Source organism: Pseudomonas sp. NPDC089395 (assembly GCF_044749525.1).
Taxonomy (GTDB): Bacteria; Pseudomonadota; Gammaproteobacteria; order Pseudomonadales; family Pseudomonadaceae; genus Aquipseudomonas.
Genome location: NZ_JBIVID010000007.1, coordinates 86,319 through 105,196 on the forward strand (window position 1 = coordinate 86,319; position 18,878 = coordinate 105,196).

The window sequence follows — 18,878 nt, forward strand, 5'->3', positions numbered from 1 at the left end:
TTGAGGTCGAGCACAACCGTTGTAGGAGCGGCCTTGCGTCGCGAAAGGGCCGCAAAGCGGCCCCAGCAATCTGTGCGGGAGGCGCAGATCCCGGGGCCGCTTCGCAGCCCTTTCGCGACACAAGGCCGCTCCTACATAACGAGAAGCGTGTCTACTCAGCCCTCGTGGCAAACATGCCCATCGACCAAGGTATAACGCACCGCACCCGGCAGGCAGTGGCCGATGAACGGGCAGTTGTCGCCGCGCGACAACCACTGCTCGCCCGCCACCGTCGAGGCCTTGGCATCGAACAGCACCAGGTCAGCCGCGCCACCTACCTTCAGCTCACCCGCCGGCAGGCGCAGGGCCGCGGCCGGGCCACTGGTCAAACGAGCCAGCAGCGTCGGCAAGTCGAGCAGGCCATCATCGACCAGGGTCATGGCCAGCGGCAGCAGCAGCTCGACACTGCTGATGCCGGGTTCCGTGGCGCCGAACGGGGCCAGCTTGGCATCGCGCTCGTGGGGCTGGTGATGGCTGGAGATCGCCTGGATCACGCCCGACTTGACCGCCTCGCGCAGGCCGTCGCGGTCGGCGGCGGTACGCAGTGGCGGCTGCACGTGGTAGAGGCTCGAGAACTCTCGCAACGACTCGTCGGTGAGGATCAGCTGGTACAGGGCCACATCGGCGGTCACCGGCAGCCCCAGTTCCTGGGCCTGGGCAATCATCCGTGCGCCTCGGGCGCTGGTGATCTGGCTGAAGTGGGCGCGCACGCCGCTCTGTTCGACCAGCAGCAGGTTGCGCGCCAGGGCCACGGTTTCGGCGGTCTCGGGGATGCCAGGCAGGCCGAGGAAGCTGGCCATGGCTCCCTCGTGGGCCAGGCCGCCCTGGGACAGGTCGCGGTCCTGGGAGTGGAACACCACGGTCAGATCGAACGTGGCGGCGTATTCCAGGGCGCGTGCCAGGGTACGGTTGTTGGGAATTTCCTTCAGGCCATTGCCGAAGGCCACGCAGCCGGTATCGCGCAGGGCCACCAGTTCAGCCAGCTGCTCGCCTTCCAGGCCCTTGGTCAGGGCGCCGATCGGGTAGACCTTGCTGTTGCCGGCTTCACGGGCGCGGTCGAGGATCAGTTCGGCCACGGCCGAGGTGTCCAGCACCGGTTTGGTCTGCGGTGGGCAGCACAGGCTGGTGACGCCACCGGCCACGGCCGCACGGGTTTCGCTGGCAATGGTGCCCTTGCGGCTGTAGCCCGGCTCGCGCAGGGATACGCCAACGTCGACCAGGCCCGGCGCGGCGATCAGCCCGTCGGCCTGGATCGTGCGGTTGGCACTGAAACCCGCCGGGGCCGCGCCGATGGCGGCAATGCGACCGCCATCCAGGTGCAGGTCGGTAATCTGGTCCAGGCCGGTCTTGGGGTCGATGACCCGGGCGCCAAGAATGCTGAGGGTCACTGGGCGTTCTCCTGGTCGAATTGACGTTGCGCGTTCTGTCCGCTCATGGCCATGGACAGCACGGCCATGCGCACGGCGATGCCGTAGGTGACCTGGTTGAGGATCACCGAGTGTTTGCCGTCGGCCACGGCCGACTCGATCTCCACGCCGCGGTTGATCGGCCCAGGGTGCATGACGATGGCGTCGGGCTTGGCGCCGGCCAGGCGCGCGGTGGTCAGGCCGAACAGGCGGTAGAACTCGCCTTCGCTCGGCAGCAGGCCACCGGCCATGCGCTCACGCTGCAGGCGCAGCATGATCACAACGTCGACGTCCTTCAGGCCTTCGGCGAGGTCGGTGTAGACCTTCACGCCGTATTGCTCGATACCGATCGGAATCAGGGTTTTCGGGCCGATCACGCGGATGTCCGGGCAACCCAGCGCCTTGAGCGCCAGCATGTCGGAACGGGCCACGCGCGAATGCAGGATATCGCCGACGATCGCGACCGACAGGTTTTCGAAGCTGCCTTTGTGGCGGCGGATGGTCAGCATGTCCAGCATGCCTTGGGTCGGGTGCGCATGGCGGCCGTCACCGCCGTTGATCACCGCGACGTCCGGGCACACATGCTCGGCGATGAAGTGCGCAGCACCGGAGTCGGAGTGGCGCACGACGAACATGTCGGCGGCCATGGCTTCCAGGTTGCGCAGGGTGTCGAACAGGGTCTCGCCCTTGCTGGTCGAGGACGTCGACACGTTCAGGCTGATCACGTCGGCCGACAGGCGCTGGGCGGCCAGTTCGAAGGTGGTGCGGGTACGGGTCGAGTTCTCGAAGAACACGTTGCACACGGTCTTGCCGCGCAGCAACGGGACTTTCTTCACGGCCCGGGCGCCGACTTCGAGGAACGAGTCGGCGGTGTCGAGGATCTCGGTGAGCAGTTCGCGGGGCAAACCGTCGAGCGAGAGGAAATGGCGCAGCTGGCCCTGGTCATTGAGCTGCAGCGGGCGCTTGGCGTCGATTGGCGTCATCGCGAGGGGACTCTTAAAGGGCGGAAGCGGTGGCGAGGTCCTGGCGCTCGAGGGCGAGCGGTGCGGGTCCGGTCAATTTTACCCGTTCATGGGCGGCCAGCGACAGCGTGGCGCCCAGCACGTTGGGGCGGATCGGCAGTTCGCCGGCATCCAGGTCGAGCAGGCAGACCAGCGTTACGCTGGCCGGGCGCCCGTAGTCGAACAGTTCGTTGAGCGCGGCGCGGATGGTGCGACCGCTCATCAGCACGTCATCGATCAGCACCAGGTGCTGGCCTTCGACTTCGAATGGCAGCTCCGAGGGGCGTACTTGCGGGTGCAGGCCGTTCTGGCTGAAGTCGTCGCGGTAGAAGGAGACGTCAAGGGTGCCCAGCGGGCTGCTATCGGCCATTTCCGCCTGCAGGGCCTGGGCTACCCAGACACCGCCGGTGCGGATGCCGATGAAGCGTGGCTCGGTGATGCCGCGGCGGGCCAGATGGGCGCGAAGGTCGACAGCCATCTGCCGGATCAGGTCGGCGGGATTGGGTAGGCTCATTGCGTGTCTCCTGAGGGCGCCGGGTTGGCCCGACGGTGATGCGGAACGTTTAGGTGTTGGCCTCCAGCCAGCCTTGCAGCAGCAGGGCGGCGGCGATGGCATCGACCGGGTTGTCACGGTAGCTGCCGCGCTGGCCGCCACGGGCCAGGCGTTCGCCCTTGGCCTCGAAGGTGGTCAGGCGCTCGTCGTGGGTGTGCACCGGCAGGTTGAAGCGGCCATTGAGGCGGCGGGCGAACTTCTCGGCGCGGGCGCTCATCTCGCTGGGCGTGCCGTCCATGTTCAGGGGCAGGCCGACGACGATGGCATCGGGTTTCCATTCGGCGATCAGTTTTTCCACCTGGGCCCAGTCCGGTACACCGTTCTGTGCCTTCAGCGTACACAGCTCGCGAGCCTGGCCGGTGATCACCTGGCCGACGGCCACACCGATCTGTTTGCTGCCGTAGTCGAAGCCCAGCAGTAGGCGCAGCTCGGCCATCAGGCGTGGCCCGCCTGGCTGGTCAGCAGGCTGAGGTTGATACCCAGGCTGGCGGCCGCCGCTTCCAGGCGTTGATCGCTGGCCAGGCCAAAGATGATTTCCGGGTCGAACGGGCAGTTGAGCCAGGCGTTGTCGGCCAGCTCTGCTTCAAGTTGGCCCGCTTCCCAGCCGGCGTAGCCCAGGGTGATCAGGCTTTTCTGCGGGCCTGCGCCTTCGGCGATGGCGAACAGCACGTCCTGGGAGGTCGACAGCGACAGGCCCTGCAGCTCGACGGTGGCCTGGTAGCTGCATTCGCTGGTGTGCAGCACGAAGCCGCGGTCGGTCTGCACCGGGCCACCCAGATAGATCGGCACCTGCAGGGTGCTGGCGGGTGGTTCCTCGTCCGGGCGCAACTGCTCCAGAATGTCGGCCAGGTTCAGCTCCTGGGGCCGATTGACCACCAGGCCCATGGCGCCATTGGCGTTGTGCTCGACGATGTACGTGAGGGTCTGGGCGAAGTTCGGATCGGCCATGTGCGGCATGGCGATCAGGAACTGATGCTTGAGATAGCTCGGGGCGAGGATTTTCATGGGGGATAGTGTGGCGCCAGGTGGCGAGGCTGACAAGGTGCTGTGGGGGTAGTTTGGGGGCCGCTTCGCGCCCCATCGCCGGCAAGCCGGCTCCCACACCCAGCTCAAGGGCAGCGCCGTCCCTGTGGGAGCCGGCTTGCCGGCGATGGGCTGCAAAGCAGCCCCGTCAGTTACTGGACAACCGATCCCCACGCGCAAACCGCCAGGTACGAATGATCTCCAGCCGGTCGAACTCCGCCAGATCCCCGGTAAACGGCGCAAACGGCGCCGCCAGCCGCACGATGCGCTGCGCCGCCTGGTCGAGCACCGGCTGCCCGGACGATTCCAGCACCAGCACCTCGTACAGCGAGCCATCGCGGTTGATCGACACCATCATCCGCAAGTTGCCGTAGATCTGCTGGCGCCGCGCGTCATCGGGGTAGTTGAGGTTACCCACCCGCTCGACCTTCTTGCGCCACTCCTCCTTGTACCAGGCACCCTTGTCGCGCATGGTCGAGGCGGCATTGAGGCGGTGAATGCGCGGGCGCTTGGCGTACATCTGCTGTTCGTTGGACAGCTCGGCTTCAAGGCTGGCGATCTGGCTCGACAGCTGCGAGCTGTCGAAGTCCGGCGTGGCGGCCGCAGGCTTGGGCTGCGCCTTGCTTTCCTTGGGCTTGGGCTCGACCTTCTGCGGCTTGGGGGCCTTGGTGGCCACGGCGGACTTCGCCGGTGCCGGCGGCGGCACTACCTCGGGCTTGGCGGCCGGCGGCGGCGTGACCTTGTTGATCTTGCTGTCCTGGAAGGGCGCCACTTCGGTGGTCTTGGGCACCGCCTTCTTCTCCAGGGTACCGCTGCCCTGCTGGTTTTCCTGGGCCTGGAAGTCGGCCTTCTCGGGCGCTTTCTCGCTCTTGAAGGTGGCCAGGGTAATGTCCATGGTCTGGCGGATTTCAGCCGGTTTGACCACGGTAAAACCCACGCCAAGGATCAGCGCCAGGTGCACCAGGGCAGCCAGGAACAGGGTAAAGCCAAGCCGGTCCACCGGGCGAATGCGGGGTGGCTGAAAGTCGGCGGGGATGTCGGCGGGCAGCGTCATCAGGTATCCAGCAACCGCGGGGCGGGGCAGCAGCTCAGTCGAATAGGACCGGCATCATACCCCACTCCGCGTCATTGCTCCGCGTTGGCGGTCAGCGCGCCTTGAGCTGGCGATCAATGGCATCCATCAGCTTGCCACCGATATCGGTGTTGTAGGCCGCGTCGATCTCGCGGATGCAGGTGGGGCTGGTGACGTTGATTTCGGTGAGGTAGTCGCCGATCACATCCAGGCCCACGAACAGCAGGCCCTTTTCGCGCAAGGTCGGGCCGACCTGGGCGGCGATCCAGCGGTCGCGCTCGCTCAGTGGGCGGGCTTCGCCGCGGCCACCGGCGGCCAGGTTGCCGCGGGTCTCGCCGCTGGCCGGGATGCGTGCCAGGCAGTAATCCACCGGTTCGCCGTCGATCATCAGGATGCGCTTGTCGCCGTCCTTGATCGCCGGCAGGTACGCCTGCGCCATGATCTGCTGGGCACCCAGCGCGGTCAGGGTTTCCAGAATCACCGACAGGTTGGGGTCGCCCACCCGGTGACGGAAGATCGAGGTACCGCCCATGCCGTCCAGCGGCTTGAGGATCACGTCGCCGTGCTCGGCGGCGAACTGGCGAATGATGTCCGGGCGGCGGCTGACCAGGGTCGGCGGCGTGCACTGCGGGAACAGCGTGGCGAACAGTTTTTCGTTGCAGTCGCGCAGGCTCTGCGGGCGGTTGACCACCAGCACGCCTTCAGCCTCGGCCTGTTCCAGCAGGTAGGTGCTGTAGACGAACTCCATGTCGAACGGCGGGTCCTTGCGCATCAGGATCACGTCCAGTTCGGCCAGGGGGCTGTCCTGCTCCTCACCCAGCTCGAACCAACGCGCCGGGTCGGCGAACACGTTGAGCGGGCGCATGCGCGCGCGGGCCTTGCCTTGGGCCTGGTACAGGTCGCGCTGCTCCATGTAGAACAGGCTCCAGCCGCGGGCCTGGGCGGCCAGCAGCATGGCCAGCGAGCTGTCCTTCTTGTAGGAGATGGACGCGATGGGGTCCATGACAATGCCGAGGCGAACGCTCATGGGGGTGGTTCCTCTTGGCGGCCGGTGGCCGCGACGAATCGAAAGAAAAGTGGCTCAGGGTGGCGCCGCGAACGCCGCGGGTCAAGGGGGCGGCAGATGGAATGGGCTCCGGGAGTGTGCTAAAAATGCCTTCAGCTTCAAGCTCCAAGCCATCCGCGGCTTGCAGCCCACAATGTGCAGCGATGGTAGCAACTTATGGAACAACCCCTGAAGGTGATGGTGATCGACGATTCACGCACGATCCGCCGCACCGCGCAGATGTTGCTCGGCGAAGCGGGCTGTGAGGTGATCACCGCCAGTGACGGCTTCGATGCCCTGGCCAAGATCGTCGACCACCAGCCGCAGATCATTTTCGTCGATGTGCTGATGCCGCGCCTGGATGGCTACCAGACCTGCGCCGTGATCAAGCACAACAGTGCCTTCAAGGACATTCCGGTGATTCTCCTGTCGTCACGCGATGGCCTGTTCGACAAGGCCCGCGGCCGGGTGGTCGGCTCCGACCAGTTCCTGACCAAGCCCTTTGGCAAGGACGAACTGCTCGACGCGATCCGGGCCCATGTGCCCGGTTTCGCCGCGCAGGAACAACACGCACCCTGACCGTGCCCGAGGTGGCGCGGCCTCTCTATTTCCTGATGGGGAAACAGCATGGCCCGAGTTCTGATTGTCGACGACTCGCCGACTGAGATGTACAAACTGACCGCCTGGCTGGAAAAACACGGGCACCAGGTGCTCAAGGCCAACAACGGCGCCGACGCGGTGGCCCTGGCCCGCCAGGAGAAACCCGATGCGGTGCTGATGGATATCGTCATGCCCGGCATGAACGGTTTTCAGGCCACCCGCCAATTGAGCAAGGACCCGGAAACCAGCGCGATTCCAGTGCTGATCGTGACCACCAAGGACCAGGAAACCGACCGTATCTGGGCGCAGCGCCAAGGCGCGCGTGGTTTCGTCACCAAGCCGGTGGAAGAAGACGCCCTGATCGCCAAGCTCAACGAAGTGCTCGGCGCTTGACCACCCGCCCCCAGGGCGCGTCGCTGACCGCCTTCGAGCTGTTGCTGGACATCGACCGGCGCTGCCGCCTGCTGGTGGCCGACCAGCCCCCGCAGGACACCCGCCTGCAGCAATGGAGCGGCATCGGTTTTCGCATCGCCGGGCAGTGGTTCGTGGCACCCATGGGCGAAGTCGCCGAAGTGTTGCGCGAGCCGCGCAGCAGCCGCGTACCGGGCGTGCAGCCGTGGGTCTGCGGGGTGGCCAACCTGCGTGGCCGTTTGTTGCCGGTGATGGACCTGAGCCGTTTCTTCGGCCTCGGCCCGGCGGCCCCGGGCAAGCAGCGACGGGTGCTGGTGCTGGACCACGAGGACCTGTTCGTCGGCCTGCTGGTGGACGAAGTCCTGGGTCTGCAGCATTTCGCCTTGAGCAGCCTGGAACTGTCGCCGCCGCAGCCGCTGCTGCGCGCCGCCGCCCGTTTCGTGCAGGGGCACTTCCCGCGTGAACGCAACTGGGCGATCTTCAGCCCCTTCGCCCTGGCCCAGGCGCCGGGGTTTCTCGATGTGGCGCTATAGGACTTTCGAACGTGAACAAGCCGGCCACCAGCGTCGCCCCCAACAGCATGACCCCGCGCACGCGCAGCATCGTGCAGATCACCGTGCTGTTCGTGGTACTGATCCTGTCGATCATCCTGCTGTTCGCCAATTTCGCCTACCTCAACACCCAGTCCAACCACGACAAGCAGTACATCGGCCATGCCGGCGAGTTGCGCGTGCTGTCCCAGCGCATCGCCAAGAACGCCACCGAGGCGGCGGCGGGCAAGGCCCTGGCCTTCAAGCTGCTGTCGGATGCGCGCAACGATTTCGAGCGGCGCTGGAGCTACCTGCGCGAAGGTGACAAGTCCACCGGCCTGCCGGCGGCACCGGTCACCGTGCGCGATGAAATGGAGGCGGTGCGCCAGGATTGGGAAAACCTGCGCAAGAACACCGACACCATCCTCGCCAGCGAACAGACCGTGCTGTCGCTGCACCAGGTGGCGGCGACCCTCGCCGAAACCGTGCCGCAACTGCAGGTGGAGTACGAAAAAGTCGTCGAGATCCTGCTGCAGAGCGGCGCGCCGGCCAACCAGGTGGTGGTGGCCCAGCGCCAATTGCTGCTTGCCGAACGTATCCTCGGCTCGGTCAATACGGTGTTGGCCGGCGACGACACCGCCGCCCAGGCGGCCGATGCCTTCGGCCGCGATGCCAGCCGTTTCGGCCAGGTGCTTGAAGGCATGCTCGCGGGCAACCCGGCCATTCAGGTCACCCGTGTCGAGGACGCCGACGCCCGTGCACGGTTGGCGGAAATCGCCGAGCTGTTCCAGTTCGTCGCAGGCTCGGTGGATGAAATCCTCGAAACCTCGCCCGAGCTGTTCCGCGTGCGCGAGGCCGCGGGCAATATATTCAGCCTGTCGCAGACCCTGCTCGAAGAGGCCTCGCACCTGGCCAACGGCTTCGAGAACCTGGCCGGTGGCCGTACCCTGGATACGGTTGGCGGCTACGTCCTGGGCCTGCTGGCGCTGGCCTCGATCATCCTGATCGGCCTGGTGATGGTGCGTACCACTAACCGCCAGCTGCGCGAGACCGCCGAAAAGAACGAACGCAACCAGCAGGCGATCATGCGCCTGCTCGATGAAATCGAGGAACTGGCCGACGGCGACCTGACCGTCACCGTATCGGTTACCGAGGATTTCACCGGCGCCATCGCCGACTCGATCAACTATTCGGTCGACCAGCTGCGCGACCTGGTGGCGACCATCAACCACAGTGCCGAGCAGGTGGCAGCGGCCGTGCAGGACACGCAGAACACTGCCCGCCAGCTGGCCAAGGCCTCGGAGCACCAGGCCGACCAGATCAGCGAGGCGTCGGAGGCGGTGGGCGACATGGTCGAATCGATCGACCGGGTTTCGGCCCATGCCTACGAGTCGGCCAAGGTGGCTGAACGTTCGGTGGCCATCGCCAACAAGGGCAACGAAGTGGTGCACAACACCATCAACGGCATGGACAACATCCGCGAGCAGATCCAGGACACTGCCAAGCGCATCAAGCGTCTGGGCGAGTCTTCACAGGAGATCGGCGACATCGTCAACCTCATCGACGACATTGCCGACCAGACCAACATCCTGGCGCTCAACGCGGCGATCCAGGCATCCCTGGCCGGCGAGGCCGGCCGTGGCTTTGCCGTGGTGGCCGACGAAGTCCAGCGGCTGGCCGAGCGTTCGTCCTCGGCCACGCGGCAGATCGAGGCGCTGGTGCGGACCATTCAGGCCGACACCAACGAGGCGGTGATCTCCATGGAGCAGACCACCGCCGAAGTGGTACGTGGCGCGCGCCTGGCCCAGGACGCCGGGGTGGCGCTGGCGGAAATCGAAGGGGTGTCGCAGAACCTGGCCGAACTTATCCACAGCATCTCCGACGCCGCCCAATTGCAAACCTCCTCGGCGGGGCAGATTTCCCACACCATGGCGGTCATCCAGCAGATTACCGCGCAGACCTCCGCTGGCTCCGGCGCCACCGCCGACAGCATCCGGCACCTGGCGCGCATGGCCAGTGAGATGCGTCGTTCAGTGTCTGGCTTTACCTTGCCGACCCCGGCTGAACGGCGTTGAGGGACATACCCATGGCTTCTGCAGCAGTGAGCCCCGAGCGCCACGACACGGTCGCCCTGGCCTGGACCCGGGCGGCGATCCTCGACTGCCTGGGCCAGGCGCGCCAAGCCCTGGAACGCTTTGCCGGCGAGACTGACGACCGCTCCATCCTGGCCTTTGTGGTGGACAACCTGCACCAGGTGCATGGTTGCCTGCGCATGCTCGAACTGCGCGGCGCCACGCGCCTGGCCGAAGAGCTGGAGCTGCTGGCCAAGGCCTTGGCCGATGGCCAGGTGAGCCCGCGCGGCGACTGTCTGGGCCCGTTGTTTCGCGGGCTCGAGCAACTGCCCTCGTACCTGGAGCGACTGCGCGGGGCACGCCATGACCTGCCGTTGGTGATGCTGCCGCTGCTCAACCAGCTGCGTGCCTGCCGTGGCGTCGAGCCGTTGGCCCAGGGCAGCCTGATCAGTGGCGCGGCGCAACGCTTCGCAGGGTCCGATGACCTGGCCAACCTCGACCTGTCGCTGGGTAACTGGCGTGAGCAGGTGCAGGCCGGGTCAGGCCGTGATGCCTTGCGTTCGGTGGTGACGGCCCTGTGCGACGACCTGGTGCGGATCAAGGAGCGCCTGGACCAGTTCGTGCGGGGTGATCGCCAGCACATCGAACAGCTTGACGCTTTGCTGGCACCGTTGCGGCATGTTGCCGACACCTTGGCGGTGCTGGGTTTCCAGCAACCTCGGCGCGTCATCATCGACCAGGTCCTGGCGCTGCAGGCCCTGGCCCAGGGCGAGCGCGCCGTGGATGACCCGGTGCTGATGGATGTGGCGGGCGCCCTGCTGTACGTGGAGGCCAGCCTCAATGGCATGGTCGGCCCTCTGGAGGAGGGCGGGCAAAACGGGCTGCCGGGTTCGGACCTGGCAGAAATCCGCCAGCTGGTGCTGAACGAATCGCTGGCCGTGTTGCAGCAGGCCAAGGACCTGATAGGCGATTGCCTGGAGTCCGGCTGGCCGCGGCAACGCCTGCAGCCGTTGCCGGGCTTGTTGCAGCAGGTGCGCGGGGCGCTGGCGATGCTGATGCTGCCGGCCGCTGCGCAGGTGTTTGGCGCAAGCGCCGCGTATGTACAGGGCTGGTTGCAGCACCTGGACGTGGAGCCGCCAGCGGATGAGCTGGATCATCTGGCGCAGGCGCTCAGTGCCGGCGAGTGCTACCTGCAATGGCGCGTCGCCGACCCGCTGGCCGATGGCCAACCGTTCCTCGACATGGCCCGCGCCAGCCTGGCGGCGCTGGGCGTGCAGTGCAGCCATGGCGACGCGCAGCCAAGCCATGACGGCGACAGCGATGGCATCGATGACGAGTTGCGCGAGGTGTTTCTCGAAGAGGCCGGCGAGCTGCTGCCGGAAATCGAGCGGCACTGGTTGCGCTGGCGCGCCGACAACAGCCTGTACGAAGCCCTGGTGGCGCTGCGCCGCGATTTGCACACGCTCAAGGGCAGCGGTCGCATGGTGCATGCCCAGGCCGTCGCCGAGCTGGCCTGGGGGGGCGAACACCTGCTCAATCGCGTGCTCGAACGGCGTATCGCCCTTGCGCCAGAGGGGGCCGTGGCGCTGCAGCAGGTGGTTGTGCACCTGCCGGACCTGCTGGCTGACTTCGCCGCCGGGCAGATGCCACAAGTGACCGAGATCGAGCAGTTGGCCAGCCATCTGCATGCGCTTGCCGAGAGCGACACACCCGTCAGTGCCGAAATCGAGGGCCTCGATCCTCAGCTGCTGGACATCTTCCGCAATGAGGCTCAGGGCCATCTGGCCAGCCTGAGTGACTACCTGCAGGCGGCCAAGGGCCAGGACACCCCCGTTAGCGATGAACTGCAGCGCGCCCTGCACACGCTCAAGGGCAGTGCCGCCATGGCCGGCGTGATGCCGATCGCCGAACTGGCCACGGCTTTCGATCGCCTGGTTCGCGAATACCGCAGTCACCAATTGCCCTTGCAGAGCGCTGAAATCGCCTGGCTGGACGCGGCGCGTGCCTTGTTCCAGCAAGGCCTGGCGCAATTGGGCAGCACCCCGCTGGCCGCTATCGCGGGCGCGGCGCAGTTGATCGAACAGGTCGGCGAGGCGGTGGACGAGCGCCTGGCAACCCTGCATGACGAGCAGTCCCATGCGCGGCGCAACGCGCGCGACCCACAGCGCACCGCCAGCTTCCTGGCCCAGGCCATGGACATCCTGCTGGATGCCGAGTCGCTGCTGTCGCGCTGGCAAGAGCAACCGGGCCAGCGCCAGTCGCTGGACAGCCTGCTCGATGAATTGACCACGCTGTGCCATTCGGCCCACCTGGCCGACCTCTGGCAGATGGACGATGTCTGCGAAGCACTGCTGGACGTGTATGGCGCAGTGGAAGAGGGCAGCCTGGGGGCCGATGCGCACTTTTTCGCCCAGGCCCACCAGGCCCATGAAGCGCTCCTCGATATGCTTGACCAGGTCGCCGCCGGCCAGGAGCTGACGCCCCGCGCCGATTGCGTCGACAGCCTGCGTGGCTTGCTGGCCGGTGCCCTGGCGCCGGATGCCACGGGCCTGGTGGCGCCGGGGTCGGTGACGCCACTGCCGGCATCCGTGGAACTGACCGAGGAGGTCGACAGCCCGGGCGACAAGGAGCTGCTGGAAGTCTTCCTCGAAGAAAGCTCGGACATCGTCGAAAGCGCTGCTGCCGCGCTGGCACGCTGGCAGGCAGAGCCGCGCAACAGCGTCGAGGTGGATAACCTGCTGCGTGACCTGCATACCCTCAAGGGGGGGGCACGCATGGTCGAGATCGCCGCCATCGGCGATCTTGCCCACGAACTTGAGTTCCTTTACGAGTTGCTGGCTGCCGGGCGCTTGCCGCCCAGCGCGCCGCTGTTCGCACTCTTGCAGAACTGCCACGACCGCCTGGCGCACATGCTCGATGCCGCGCGCCTGGGTCAGCCGCTGCATGCGGCCACCGCACTGATCGACTACATCCGCAACTTCAGCAGCGCCGCACTGACCGACAGTGTCGCCGGGCAGGCCCCGGCCGAAGCGGCGCCCGCCGAGTTGCCCAGCGCTGCGCCGGAGCGCGCGGCTGGTGATATGGTCAAGGTCGACGCCGAGCTGCTCGACGACCTGGGCAACCTGGCCGGCGAGCATTCGGTCATCCGCGGGCGCATCGAGCAGCAGGTCAACGACGCCCAGTTCGCCCTGAACGAGATGGAAACCACACTGGAGCGCATGCGCGACCAGCTGTTGCGCCTGGACAACGAGACCCAGGGGCGTATGACCAGCCGGCAACCCTTCGAAGGCGATGCCTACGAAGACTTCGACCCGCTGGAGATGGACCGCCATTCCCAGTTGCAGCAGTTGTCGCGGGCCTTGTTCGAATCGGCCTCCGACTTGCTCGACCTGAAAGAGACACTGACCCAGCGCGCCCAGGAGGCCTACAGCCTGCTGCAGCAGCAGGCGCGGGTGAACAGCCAGTTGCAGGAAGGCCTGACGGCGACCTTGATGGTGCCGTTCGAGCGCCTGGTGCCGCGCCTGCAGCGGGTCGTACGGCAAGTGGCGAGCGAGCTGGGCAAGCAGGTCGAACTGGTGGTCGGCAACGCCGAAGGCGAGCTGGACCGCAGCGTACTCGAACGCATGGTCGCGCCGCTCGAACACATGCTGCGCAATGCCGTCGACCATGGCCTGGAGGCCCGCGAAGTGCGCCTGGCCGCCGGCAAGCCGGAGCAGGGTACGATCGCGTTGAACTTGCTGCATGAAGGCGCCGATATCGTCATCGAAATGACTGACGATGGCGCTGGCGTTCCACTGGACGCGGTGCGACGCAAAGCTATCAAGCGGGGCCTGCTGGACCCGCAGGCCAACTTGAACGATCACGAAATCCTTCAGTTCATCCTGCGCCCCGGTTTTTCCACAGCCGAGAAGATCACCCAGATTTCCGGGCGTGGCCTGGGCATGGACGTGGTGCACGAAGAGGTCAAGCAGCTTGGCGGCTCGATGACGATCGAATCGGCCCAGGGCAAGGGGGCGCGCTTCCTGATTCGCCTGCCGTTCACGGTGTCGATCAACCGCGCCCTGATGGTGCACATGGGCGAGGAGCAGTACGCCATCCCGCTCAACACCATCGAGGGCATCGTCCGCGTGCCACCGGCCGAGCTGGCTGCCTGCTACCAGCTGGAGGTGCCGCGCTACGTGTATGCCGGCCATGAATACGAGCTGCGTTACCTGGGCGAACTGCTGCAAGGGCTGCCACGGCCTGGCCTGTTGGGGCAGAGCGTGCCGCTGCCGGTGCTGCTGGTGCATTCCCAGGAGCAATCGTTCGCGATTCAGGTCGACACCCTGTCGCCGAGCCGCGAGATCGTGGTGAAGAGCCTCGGGCCACAGTTCGCCGCCGTGGCGGGGCTGTCGGGCGCAACCCTGCTGGGCGATGGTCGGGTGGTGCTGATTCTCGATCTGCTCGGCCAGCTGCGCGGCCAGCAACGCCGCCTGGCGCGCCTGCCGGGCGGCAGCGGGGTGCAGAGTACCCTGTTCGGGCCGGCACCGCGGCGCGCCTTGCTGGTGATGGTGGTGGACGACTCGGTGACGGTGCGCAAGGTCACCAGCCGCTTGCTCGAACGCCATGGCATGAGCGTGCTGACGGCCAAGGACGGGGTCGACGCCATGGCCCTGTTGGAAGAGCACCGCCCCGACGTGCTGCTGCTGGATATCGAGATGCCGCGCATGGATGGATTCGAAGTGGCCACCCGCATTCGCCGCGATGAGCGGCTCAAGGACCTGCCGATCATCATGATCACCTCACGCACCGGGCAGAAGCACCGCGACCGGGCCATGGCGATTGGCGTCAACGACTACCTGGGCAAGCCGTACCAGGAATCGGTGTTGCTGCAGAGCATCGCCCACTGGAGCCAGCACCATGCTTGAACTGATCGCCGGCCAGCGTAGCAGCCTGACGGGCCTGTTGTTGCCGTTGGGCGACCGAATCCTGGTGCTGCCGAATGTGGCCGTGGCCGAACTGATTGGCCAGCGCAACCTGTTCTGCCAGCCGGGCGAGCCCGCGTGGCACCTGGGCTGGATCGACTGGCGTCAGCAACACCTGCCGCTGATCGGTTTCGAGGCCGCCTGTGGGGGCGAGACGCCGTGTGGCGAGCGAGCGCGCATCGTGGTGCTCAATGCCCTGGGCGATACCGGCTTGCGTTATCTGGCGGTGCTGCTGCAGGACATTCCACGGTCGTGCAAGCTCGACAGCCAGCTCAACTATGTGGACGTGGCGCTGGGCAGCCTGGAGCTGGCGGCGGTGCAGGTGGGTGATCAGGTGGCGCGGGTGCCGGACCTGGGCGCGCTGGAAAGGCTGGTACGTGACGCGCAATTGCAACCTGGGGTTGGGTAGGATGTGAAGCTGATGGCCCTTTCGCGGGGCCGCAACTGAAGGAATGAGGAACCCAGCCCACCCAAGGAGGTCTGTGTTTGCATGTATTACGGTGAACGCTTCAACGCCTGGACCCACCTGGTCGGTGCCGTCCTGGCCTGTATCGGTGCCATCTGGCTGATCGTCGTCGCAGGCCTGCAGGGCGACCCCTGGAAGATCGTCAGTTTCTCCATCTACGGCGCCACGCTGCTGTTGCTCTACAGCATCTCGACCCTTTACCACAGCACCCGCGGCCGCGCGAAGGTGATCATGCGCAAGCTCGATCACCTGTCGATCTACCTGCTGATCGCTGGCAGCTACACACCATTTTGTCTGGTCAGCCTGCGCGGCCCCTGGGGCTGGAGCCTGTTCGGCGTGGTCTGGGGCCTGGCGGTGATCGGCATGCTGCAGGAAATAAAACCGCGCTCCGAAGCCCGGGTCCTGTCGATCGTCATCTACGCGGTGATGGGCTGGATCGTCCTGGTGGCGGTCAAGCCCTTGCTGAACAGCCTCGGCACCGCCGGCTTCACCTGGCTGGCGGCCGGCGGGGTGTTCTACACCGTGGGCATCCTCTTCTTCGCCTTCGACAGCCGTTTCCGCCACTGGCATGGCATCTGGCACCTGTTCGTGATTGCCGGCAGCCTCATGCACTTCGTCGCGGTGTCGTTCTACGTGCGGTAGTTACGAAAAATCGCCCCACAACTGCTGAGCCACCGCGAGTGCCACCACGGGCGCAGTCTCTGTGCGCAGCACGCGGGGGCCGAGGCGGGCGGCGTGGAAGCCAGCTGCCTTGGCCTGGTCGACTTCCGCCTCGCTCAAGCCGCCTTCGGGGCCGATGAGGAAGGCCAGGCGCGCTGGTTTTTCGTGGCTGGTCAGCGGTTCGGCGACCGGGTGCAGGACCAGTTTCAGGTCAGCTTCACTGCCCTTGATCCACTCGGCCAGGGTCACTGGCGGGTGGATCACCGGCAGGGTCGATCGGCCGCACTGCTCGCAGGCGCTGATGGCTACCTGGCGCCAGTGGGCCAGGCGTTTGTCGGCGCGCTCGTCTTTGAGGCGCACTTCACAGCGTTCGCTGACGATCGGAGTGATTTCATTGACGCCCAGCTCGGTGGCCTTCTGGATGGCCCAGTCCATGCGCTCGCCGCGGGACAGGCCCTGGCCCAGGTGGATATGCAACGGCGAATCGGCCTGGCCTGGCACAGCCTGGTCGAGGCTGACGCGCACGGTCTTCTTGCCCACTTCGAGCAACTGGCCGAGGTATTCCTGGCCGCTGCCGTCGAACAGCTGCACGGCATCGCCGGGGGCCATGCGCAGTACGCGGCCGATGTAGTGGGCCTGGGCTTCGGGCAGGTCGTGCTCGCCAAGGCTCAGGGGGGCGTCGATGAAGAAGCGGGACAGTCTCATGGTTCTGCTCAGGAAGAAGTTGGACATCGGTCCTTGTAGGAGCGGCCTTGTGTCGCGAAAGGGCTGCAGGGCAGCCCCAGGGTTTCAGCGGCGCTGCAACATGCCGGGGGCCGCTTTGCGGCCCTTTCGCGACACAAGGCCGCTCCTACAAGGCAGTGCAAGGGTTGTTCGGTCAGCCCGGATCGCGGAAGTCAGGGTGGAAGTTCGCCGGTACGGCGACGCTGACGCTTTCCCGCGTGGCGATATCGATGCCTTCACTGGCCACTTCGGCGAGGAAGTCGATCTGCTCCGGGGTAATGACATACGGTGGCAGGAAGTACACCACGCTACCCAGCGGCCGCAACAGGGCGCCACGGGACAGCGCGTGCTCGAACACCTTCAGGCCACGACGCTCCTGCCAGGGGTAGGCGACCTTGCCAGCCTTGTCTTGCACCATCTCGATCGCAAGGGCCATGCCGGTCTGGCGGATTTCGGCGACATGGGCGTGGTCGGCCAGGTGCGCGGTGGCGCTGGCCATGCGTGCCGACAACGCTTTGTTGGCTTCGATCACGTTGTCCTGCTCGAAGATATCCAGGGTCGCCAGGGCGGCGGCGCAGGCCAGCGGGTTGCCGGTGTAGCTGTGCGAGTGGAGGAAGGCGCGCAGGGTCGGGTAATCGTCGTAGAACGCCTGGTACACGGTGTCGGTGGTCAGGCAGGCAGCCAGCGGCAGGTAGCCGCCGGTCAAGGCCTTGGACAGGCACAGGAAGTCTGGGCGGATACCGGCCTGCTCGCAGGCGAACATCGTGCCGGTGCGGCCGAAGCCGACGGCGATCTCGTCGTGGATCAGGTGCACGCCATAGCGGTCGCAGGCCTCGCGCAGCAGCTTGAGGTAGACCGGGTGGTACATGCGCATGCCGCCGGCGCCCTGGATCAGCGGCTCGACGATGACTGCCGAAACGGTCTCGTGGTGTTCGGCCAGGGTCTGCTCCATGGCCGCGAACATGTTGCGAGAATGTTCTTCCCAGCTCATGCCCTCGGGGCGCAGGTAGCAGTCCGGGCTGGGCACCTTGAGGGTGTCGAGCAGCAATGCCTTGTAGGTTTCGGTGAACAGGGGCACGTCGCCGACCGACATGGCGGCAATGGTTTCGCCGTGGTAGCTGTTGGTCAGGGTGACGAAGCGTTTTTTCGCAGGTTTGCCGATGTTCTGCCAGTAGTGGAAGCTCATTTTCAGCGCCACTTCGATGCACGACGAGCCGTTGTCGGCATAGAACACACGGTCAAGCCCGGCCGGCGTCATGGCGACCAGCCGTTCGGACAGCTCGATGACCGGCTGGTGGCTGAAGCCGGCCAGAATCACGTGCTCCAGCTGATCGACCTGATCCTTGATGCGCTGGTTGATGCGCGGGTTGGCATGGCCGAACACATTGACCCACCAGCTGCTGACCGCATCCAGGTAGCGTTTGCCATCGAAGTCTTCGAGCCACACGCCTTCACCGCGCTTGATCGGGATCAGTGGCAGTTGCTCGTGGTCTTTCATCTGGGTGCAGGGGTGCCACAGGACCTTGAGGTCGCGTTGCATCCACTGATCGTTGAGGCCCATCGGCACTTCTCCTGGCATTGCGGCTTGGTTTGACCGCGTAAGCCTAAGCAATGCCAGGAGGCAGGACAACCGCTAAGGGTCAATGGCGACAGGTGCGGGTCCATTCGAGCTTGCGAATGTGCACGGTGCCGGCCTGCGAAGTGGAGATGGTCAGGCGTCGAAACGGCCCGTCGATGTCCTGATGGTAGGGCTGGGTGGCGATGGGGCCAGGCTTGAACTCGGTGTAGCCGCTGCCCGATAGCGTGAGCCAGTAGAAGTTGCGCGGGATCGGCGCGATCAGGTCGATGTCGTAGCCATCGGTATCCAGCAGCATTTGCACATTGTCGAACGACTGATCGCTGACCACGTAGTATTCGAGGCGAAGGTGCTCGACCTCCTGGTTGAAGGCGATTTCCACGTCGCTGTGCTCGCCGATCACCAGCTCAGTGCCGTCCTTGCCTTTGAAGGCTTCATGAAAACCGGTCCAGGAGGTGCCGTTGGAGCGGATGCTCAAGCCGGATGGGGTACGAAATGACTGCTTGTGTGACAGAAATTGCCTGTCGACGTGCGCGAAGTGCTCCTCATAGATCATGCCGCAGCTCCTTTTGTCGGTTTTCTAGCCACCTGCGAAAGCATCGCGTAGCGGCGCGAGGCTTGGCTACTGGCAAAAATGTCAGTAGCCAAGGGAACTTGATGTCGCTGTAGTGGCAGGGTATGCAGACCTGACGTATTCTTAACGCATCATCTCGGGGCATTCCTGCCTCTTCCCATTT

Annotated in this window: 17 protein-coding genes; 7 read left to right on the forward strand and 10 right to left on the reverse strand. The window is 65.7% G+C overall.

The window, feature by feature from the left end; translation table 11 throughout:
• Positions 1-155 precede the first annotated feature (155 nt).
• From ACIPZG_RS16490 to gshB, 7 genes are all read right to left on the reverse strand, one after another.
• Positions 156-1,427, reverse strand: coding sequence for a dihydroorotase (locus ACIPZG_RS16490; RefSeq protein WP_400715438.1), 1,272 nt, complete (start codon positions 1,425-1,427; stop codon positions 156-158).
• Complete coding sequence (locus ACIPZG_RS16495; protein ID WP_008099987.1) at positions 1,424-2,428, reverse strand: aspartate carbamoyltransferase catalytic subunit; 1,005 nt, start codon at positions 2,426-2,428, stop codon at positions 1,424-1,426. Before ACIPZG_RS16495 ends, ACIPZG_RS16490 begins: the two co-directional genes overlap by 4 nt.
• Before the next feature lie 13 nt (positions 2,429-2,441).
• The gene (gene pyrR, locus ACIPZG_RS16500; protein ID WP_008099989.1) at positions 2,442-2,960 is read right to left on the reverse strand and encodes a bifunctional pyr operon transcriptional regulator/uracil phosphoribosyltransferase PyrR; all 519 of its coding nucleotides are present in this window, start codon (positions 2,958-2,960) and stop codon (positions 2,442-2,444) included.
• A 49-nt stretch (positions 2,961-3,009) separates the two neighbouring features.
• Positions 3,010-3,435, reverse strand: coding sequence for a Holliday junction resolvase RuvX (gene ruvX / locus ACIPZG_RS16505; RefSeq protein WP_008099990.1), 426 nt, complete (start codon positions 3,433-3,435; stop codon positions 3,010-3,012).
• Positions 3,435-4,004, reverse strand: a complete 570-nt coding sequence (locus ACIPZG_RS16510) for a YqgE/AlgH family protein (protein ID WP_400715440.1) — start codon at positions 4,002-4,004, stop codon at positions 3,435-3,437. The genes ruvX and ACIPZG_RS16510 overlap by 1 nt, the downstream gene beginning before the upstream one ends.
• A gap of 166 nt (positions 4,005-4,170) precedes the next feature.
• The gene (locus tag ACIPZG_RS16515) at positions 4,171-5,076 is read right to left on the reverse strand and encodes an energy transducer TonB (RefSeq protein WP_400715442.1); all 906 of its coding nucleotides are present in this window, start codon (positions 5,074-5,076) and stop codon (positions 4,171-4,173) included.
• A 91-nt stretch (positions 5,077-5,167) separates the two neighbouring features.
• Positions 5,168-6,121, reverse strand: coding sequence for a glutathione synthase (gene gshB, locus ACIPZG_RS16520; RefSeq protein ID WP_008094831.1), 954 nt, complete (start codon positions 6,119-6,121; stop codon positions 5,168-5,170).
• 195 nt (positions 6,122-6,316) lie between these two features.
• Between gshB and ACIPZG_RS16525 the strand changes: the two genes are divergently transcribed.
• The 7 genes from ACIPZG_RS16525 (at position 6,317) to ACIPZG_RS16555 (ending at position 15,824) form a co-directional block, all read left to right on the forward strand.
• Entirely contained in the window at positions 6,317-6,718 is a 402-nt protein-coding gene (locus tag ACIPZG_RS16525) for a PleD family two-component system response regulator (RefSeq protein ID WP_008094833.1), read from the forward strand.
• Between the two features lie 48 nt (positions 6,719-6,766).
• The gene (pilH, locus tag ACIPZG_RS16530) at positions 6,767-7,132 is read left to right on the forward strand and encodes a twitching motility response regulator PilH (protein WP_008094835.1); all 366 of its coding nucleotides are present in this window, start codon (positions 6,767-6,769) and stop codon (positions 7,130-7,132) included.
• On the forward strand, positions 7,129-7,683 hold the full coding sequence (locus ACIPZG_RS16535; RefSeq protein ID WP_400715445.1) for a chemotaxis protein CheW: 555 nt from the start codon (positions 7,129-7,131) through the stop codon (positions 7,681-7,683). The genes pilH and ACIPZG_RS16535 overlap by 4 nt, the downstream gene beginning before the upstream one ends.
• A gap of 47 nt (positions 7,684-7,730) precedes the next feature.
• Complete coding sequence (locus ACIPZG_RS16540; protein ID WP_400715722.1) at positions 7,731-9,755, forward strand: methyl-accepting chemotaxis protein; 2,025 nt, start codon at positions 7,731-7,733, stop codon at positions 9,753-9,755.
• Between the two features lie 11 nt (positions 9,756-9,766).
• A complete protein-coding gene (locus ACIPZG_RS16545; RefSeq protein ID WP_400715447.1) occupies positions 9,767-14,659 on the forward strand; it encodes an Hpt domain-containing protein in 4,893 nt (1,630 codons plus the stop codon).
• On the forward strand, positions 14,652-15,125 hold the full coding sequence (locus ACIPZG_RS16550; protein ID WP_400715449.1) for a chemotaxis protein CheW: 474 nt from the start codon (positions 14,652-14,654) through the stop codon (positions 15,123-15,125). Before ACIPZG_RS16545 ends, ACIPZG_RS16550 begins: the two co-directional genes overlap by 8 nt.
• Positions 15,126-15,206: 81 nt before the next feature.
• Positions 15,207-15,824 (forward strand): hemolysin III family protein, encoded by a 618-nt coding sequence (locus ACIPZG_RS16555; RefSeq protein ID WP_400715451.1) that lies wholly within the window; start codon positions 15,207-15,209, stop codon positions 15,822-15,824.
• On the opposite strand, the gene ACIPZG_RS16560 is transcribed toward ACIPZG_RS16555, so the two are convergent.
• The 3 genes from ACIPZG_RS16560 to ACIPZG_RS16570 form a co-directional block, all read right to left on the reverse strand.
• Positions 15,825-16,547 (reverse strand): 16S rRNA (uracil(1498)-N(3))-methyltransferase, encoded by a 723-nt coding sequence (locus ACIPZG_RS16560; RefSeq protein ID WP_400715453.1) that lies wholly within the window; start codon positions 16,545-16,547, stop codon positions 15,825-15,827.
• A gap of 172 nt (positions 16,548-16,719) precedes the next feature.
• Positions 16,720-18,126, reverse strand: coding sequence for an adenosylmethionine--8-amino-7-oxononanoate transaminase (locus ACIPZG_RS16565; protein ID WP_400640260.1), 1,407 nt, complete (start codon positions 18,124-18,126; stop codon positions 16,720-16,722).
• A gap of 79 nt (positions 18,127-18,205) precedes the next feature.
• A complete protein-coding gene (locus ACIPZG_RS16570) occupies positions 18,206-18,697 on the reverse strand; it encodes a hypothetical protein (protein ID WP_400715455.1) in 492 nt (163 codons plus the stop codon).
• Positions 18,698-18,878 lie beyond the last annotated feature (181 nt).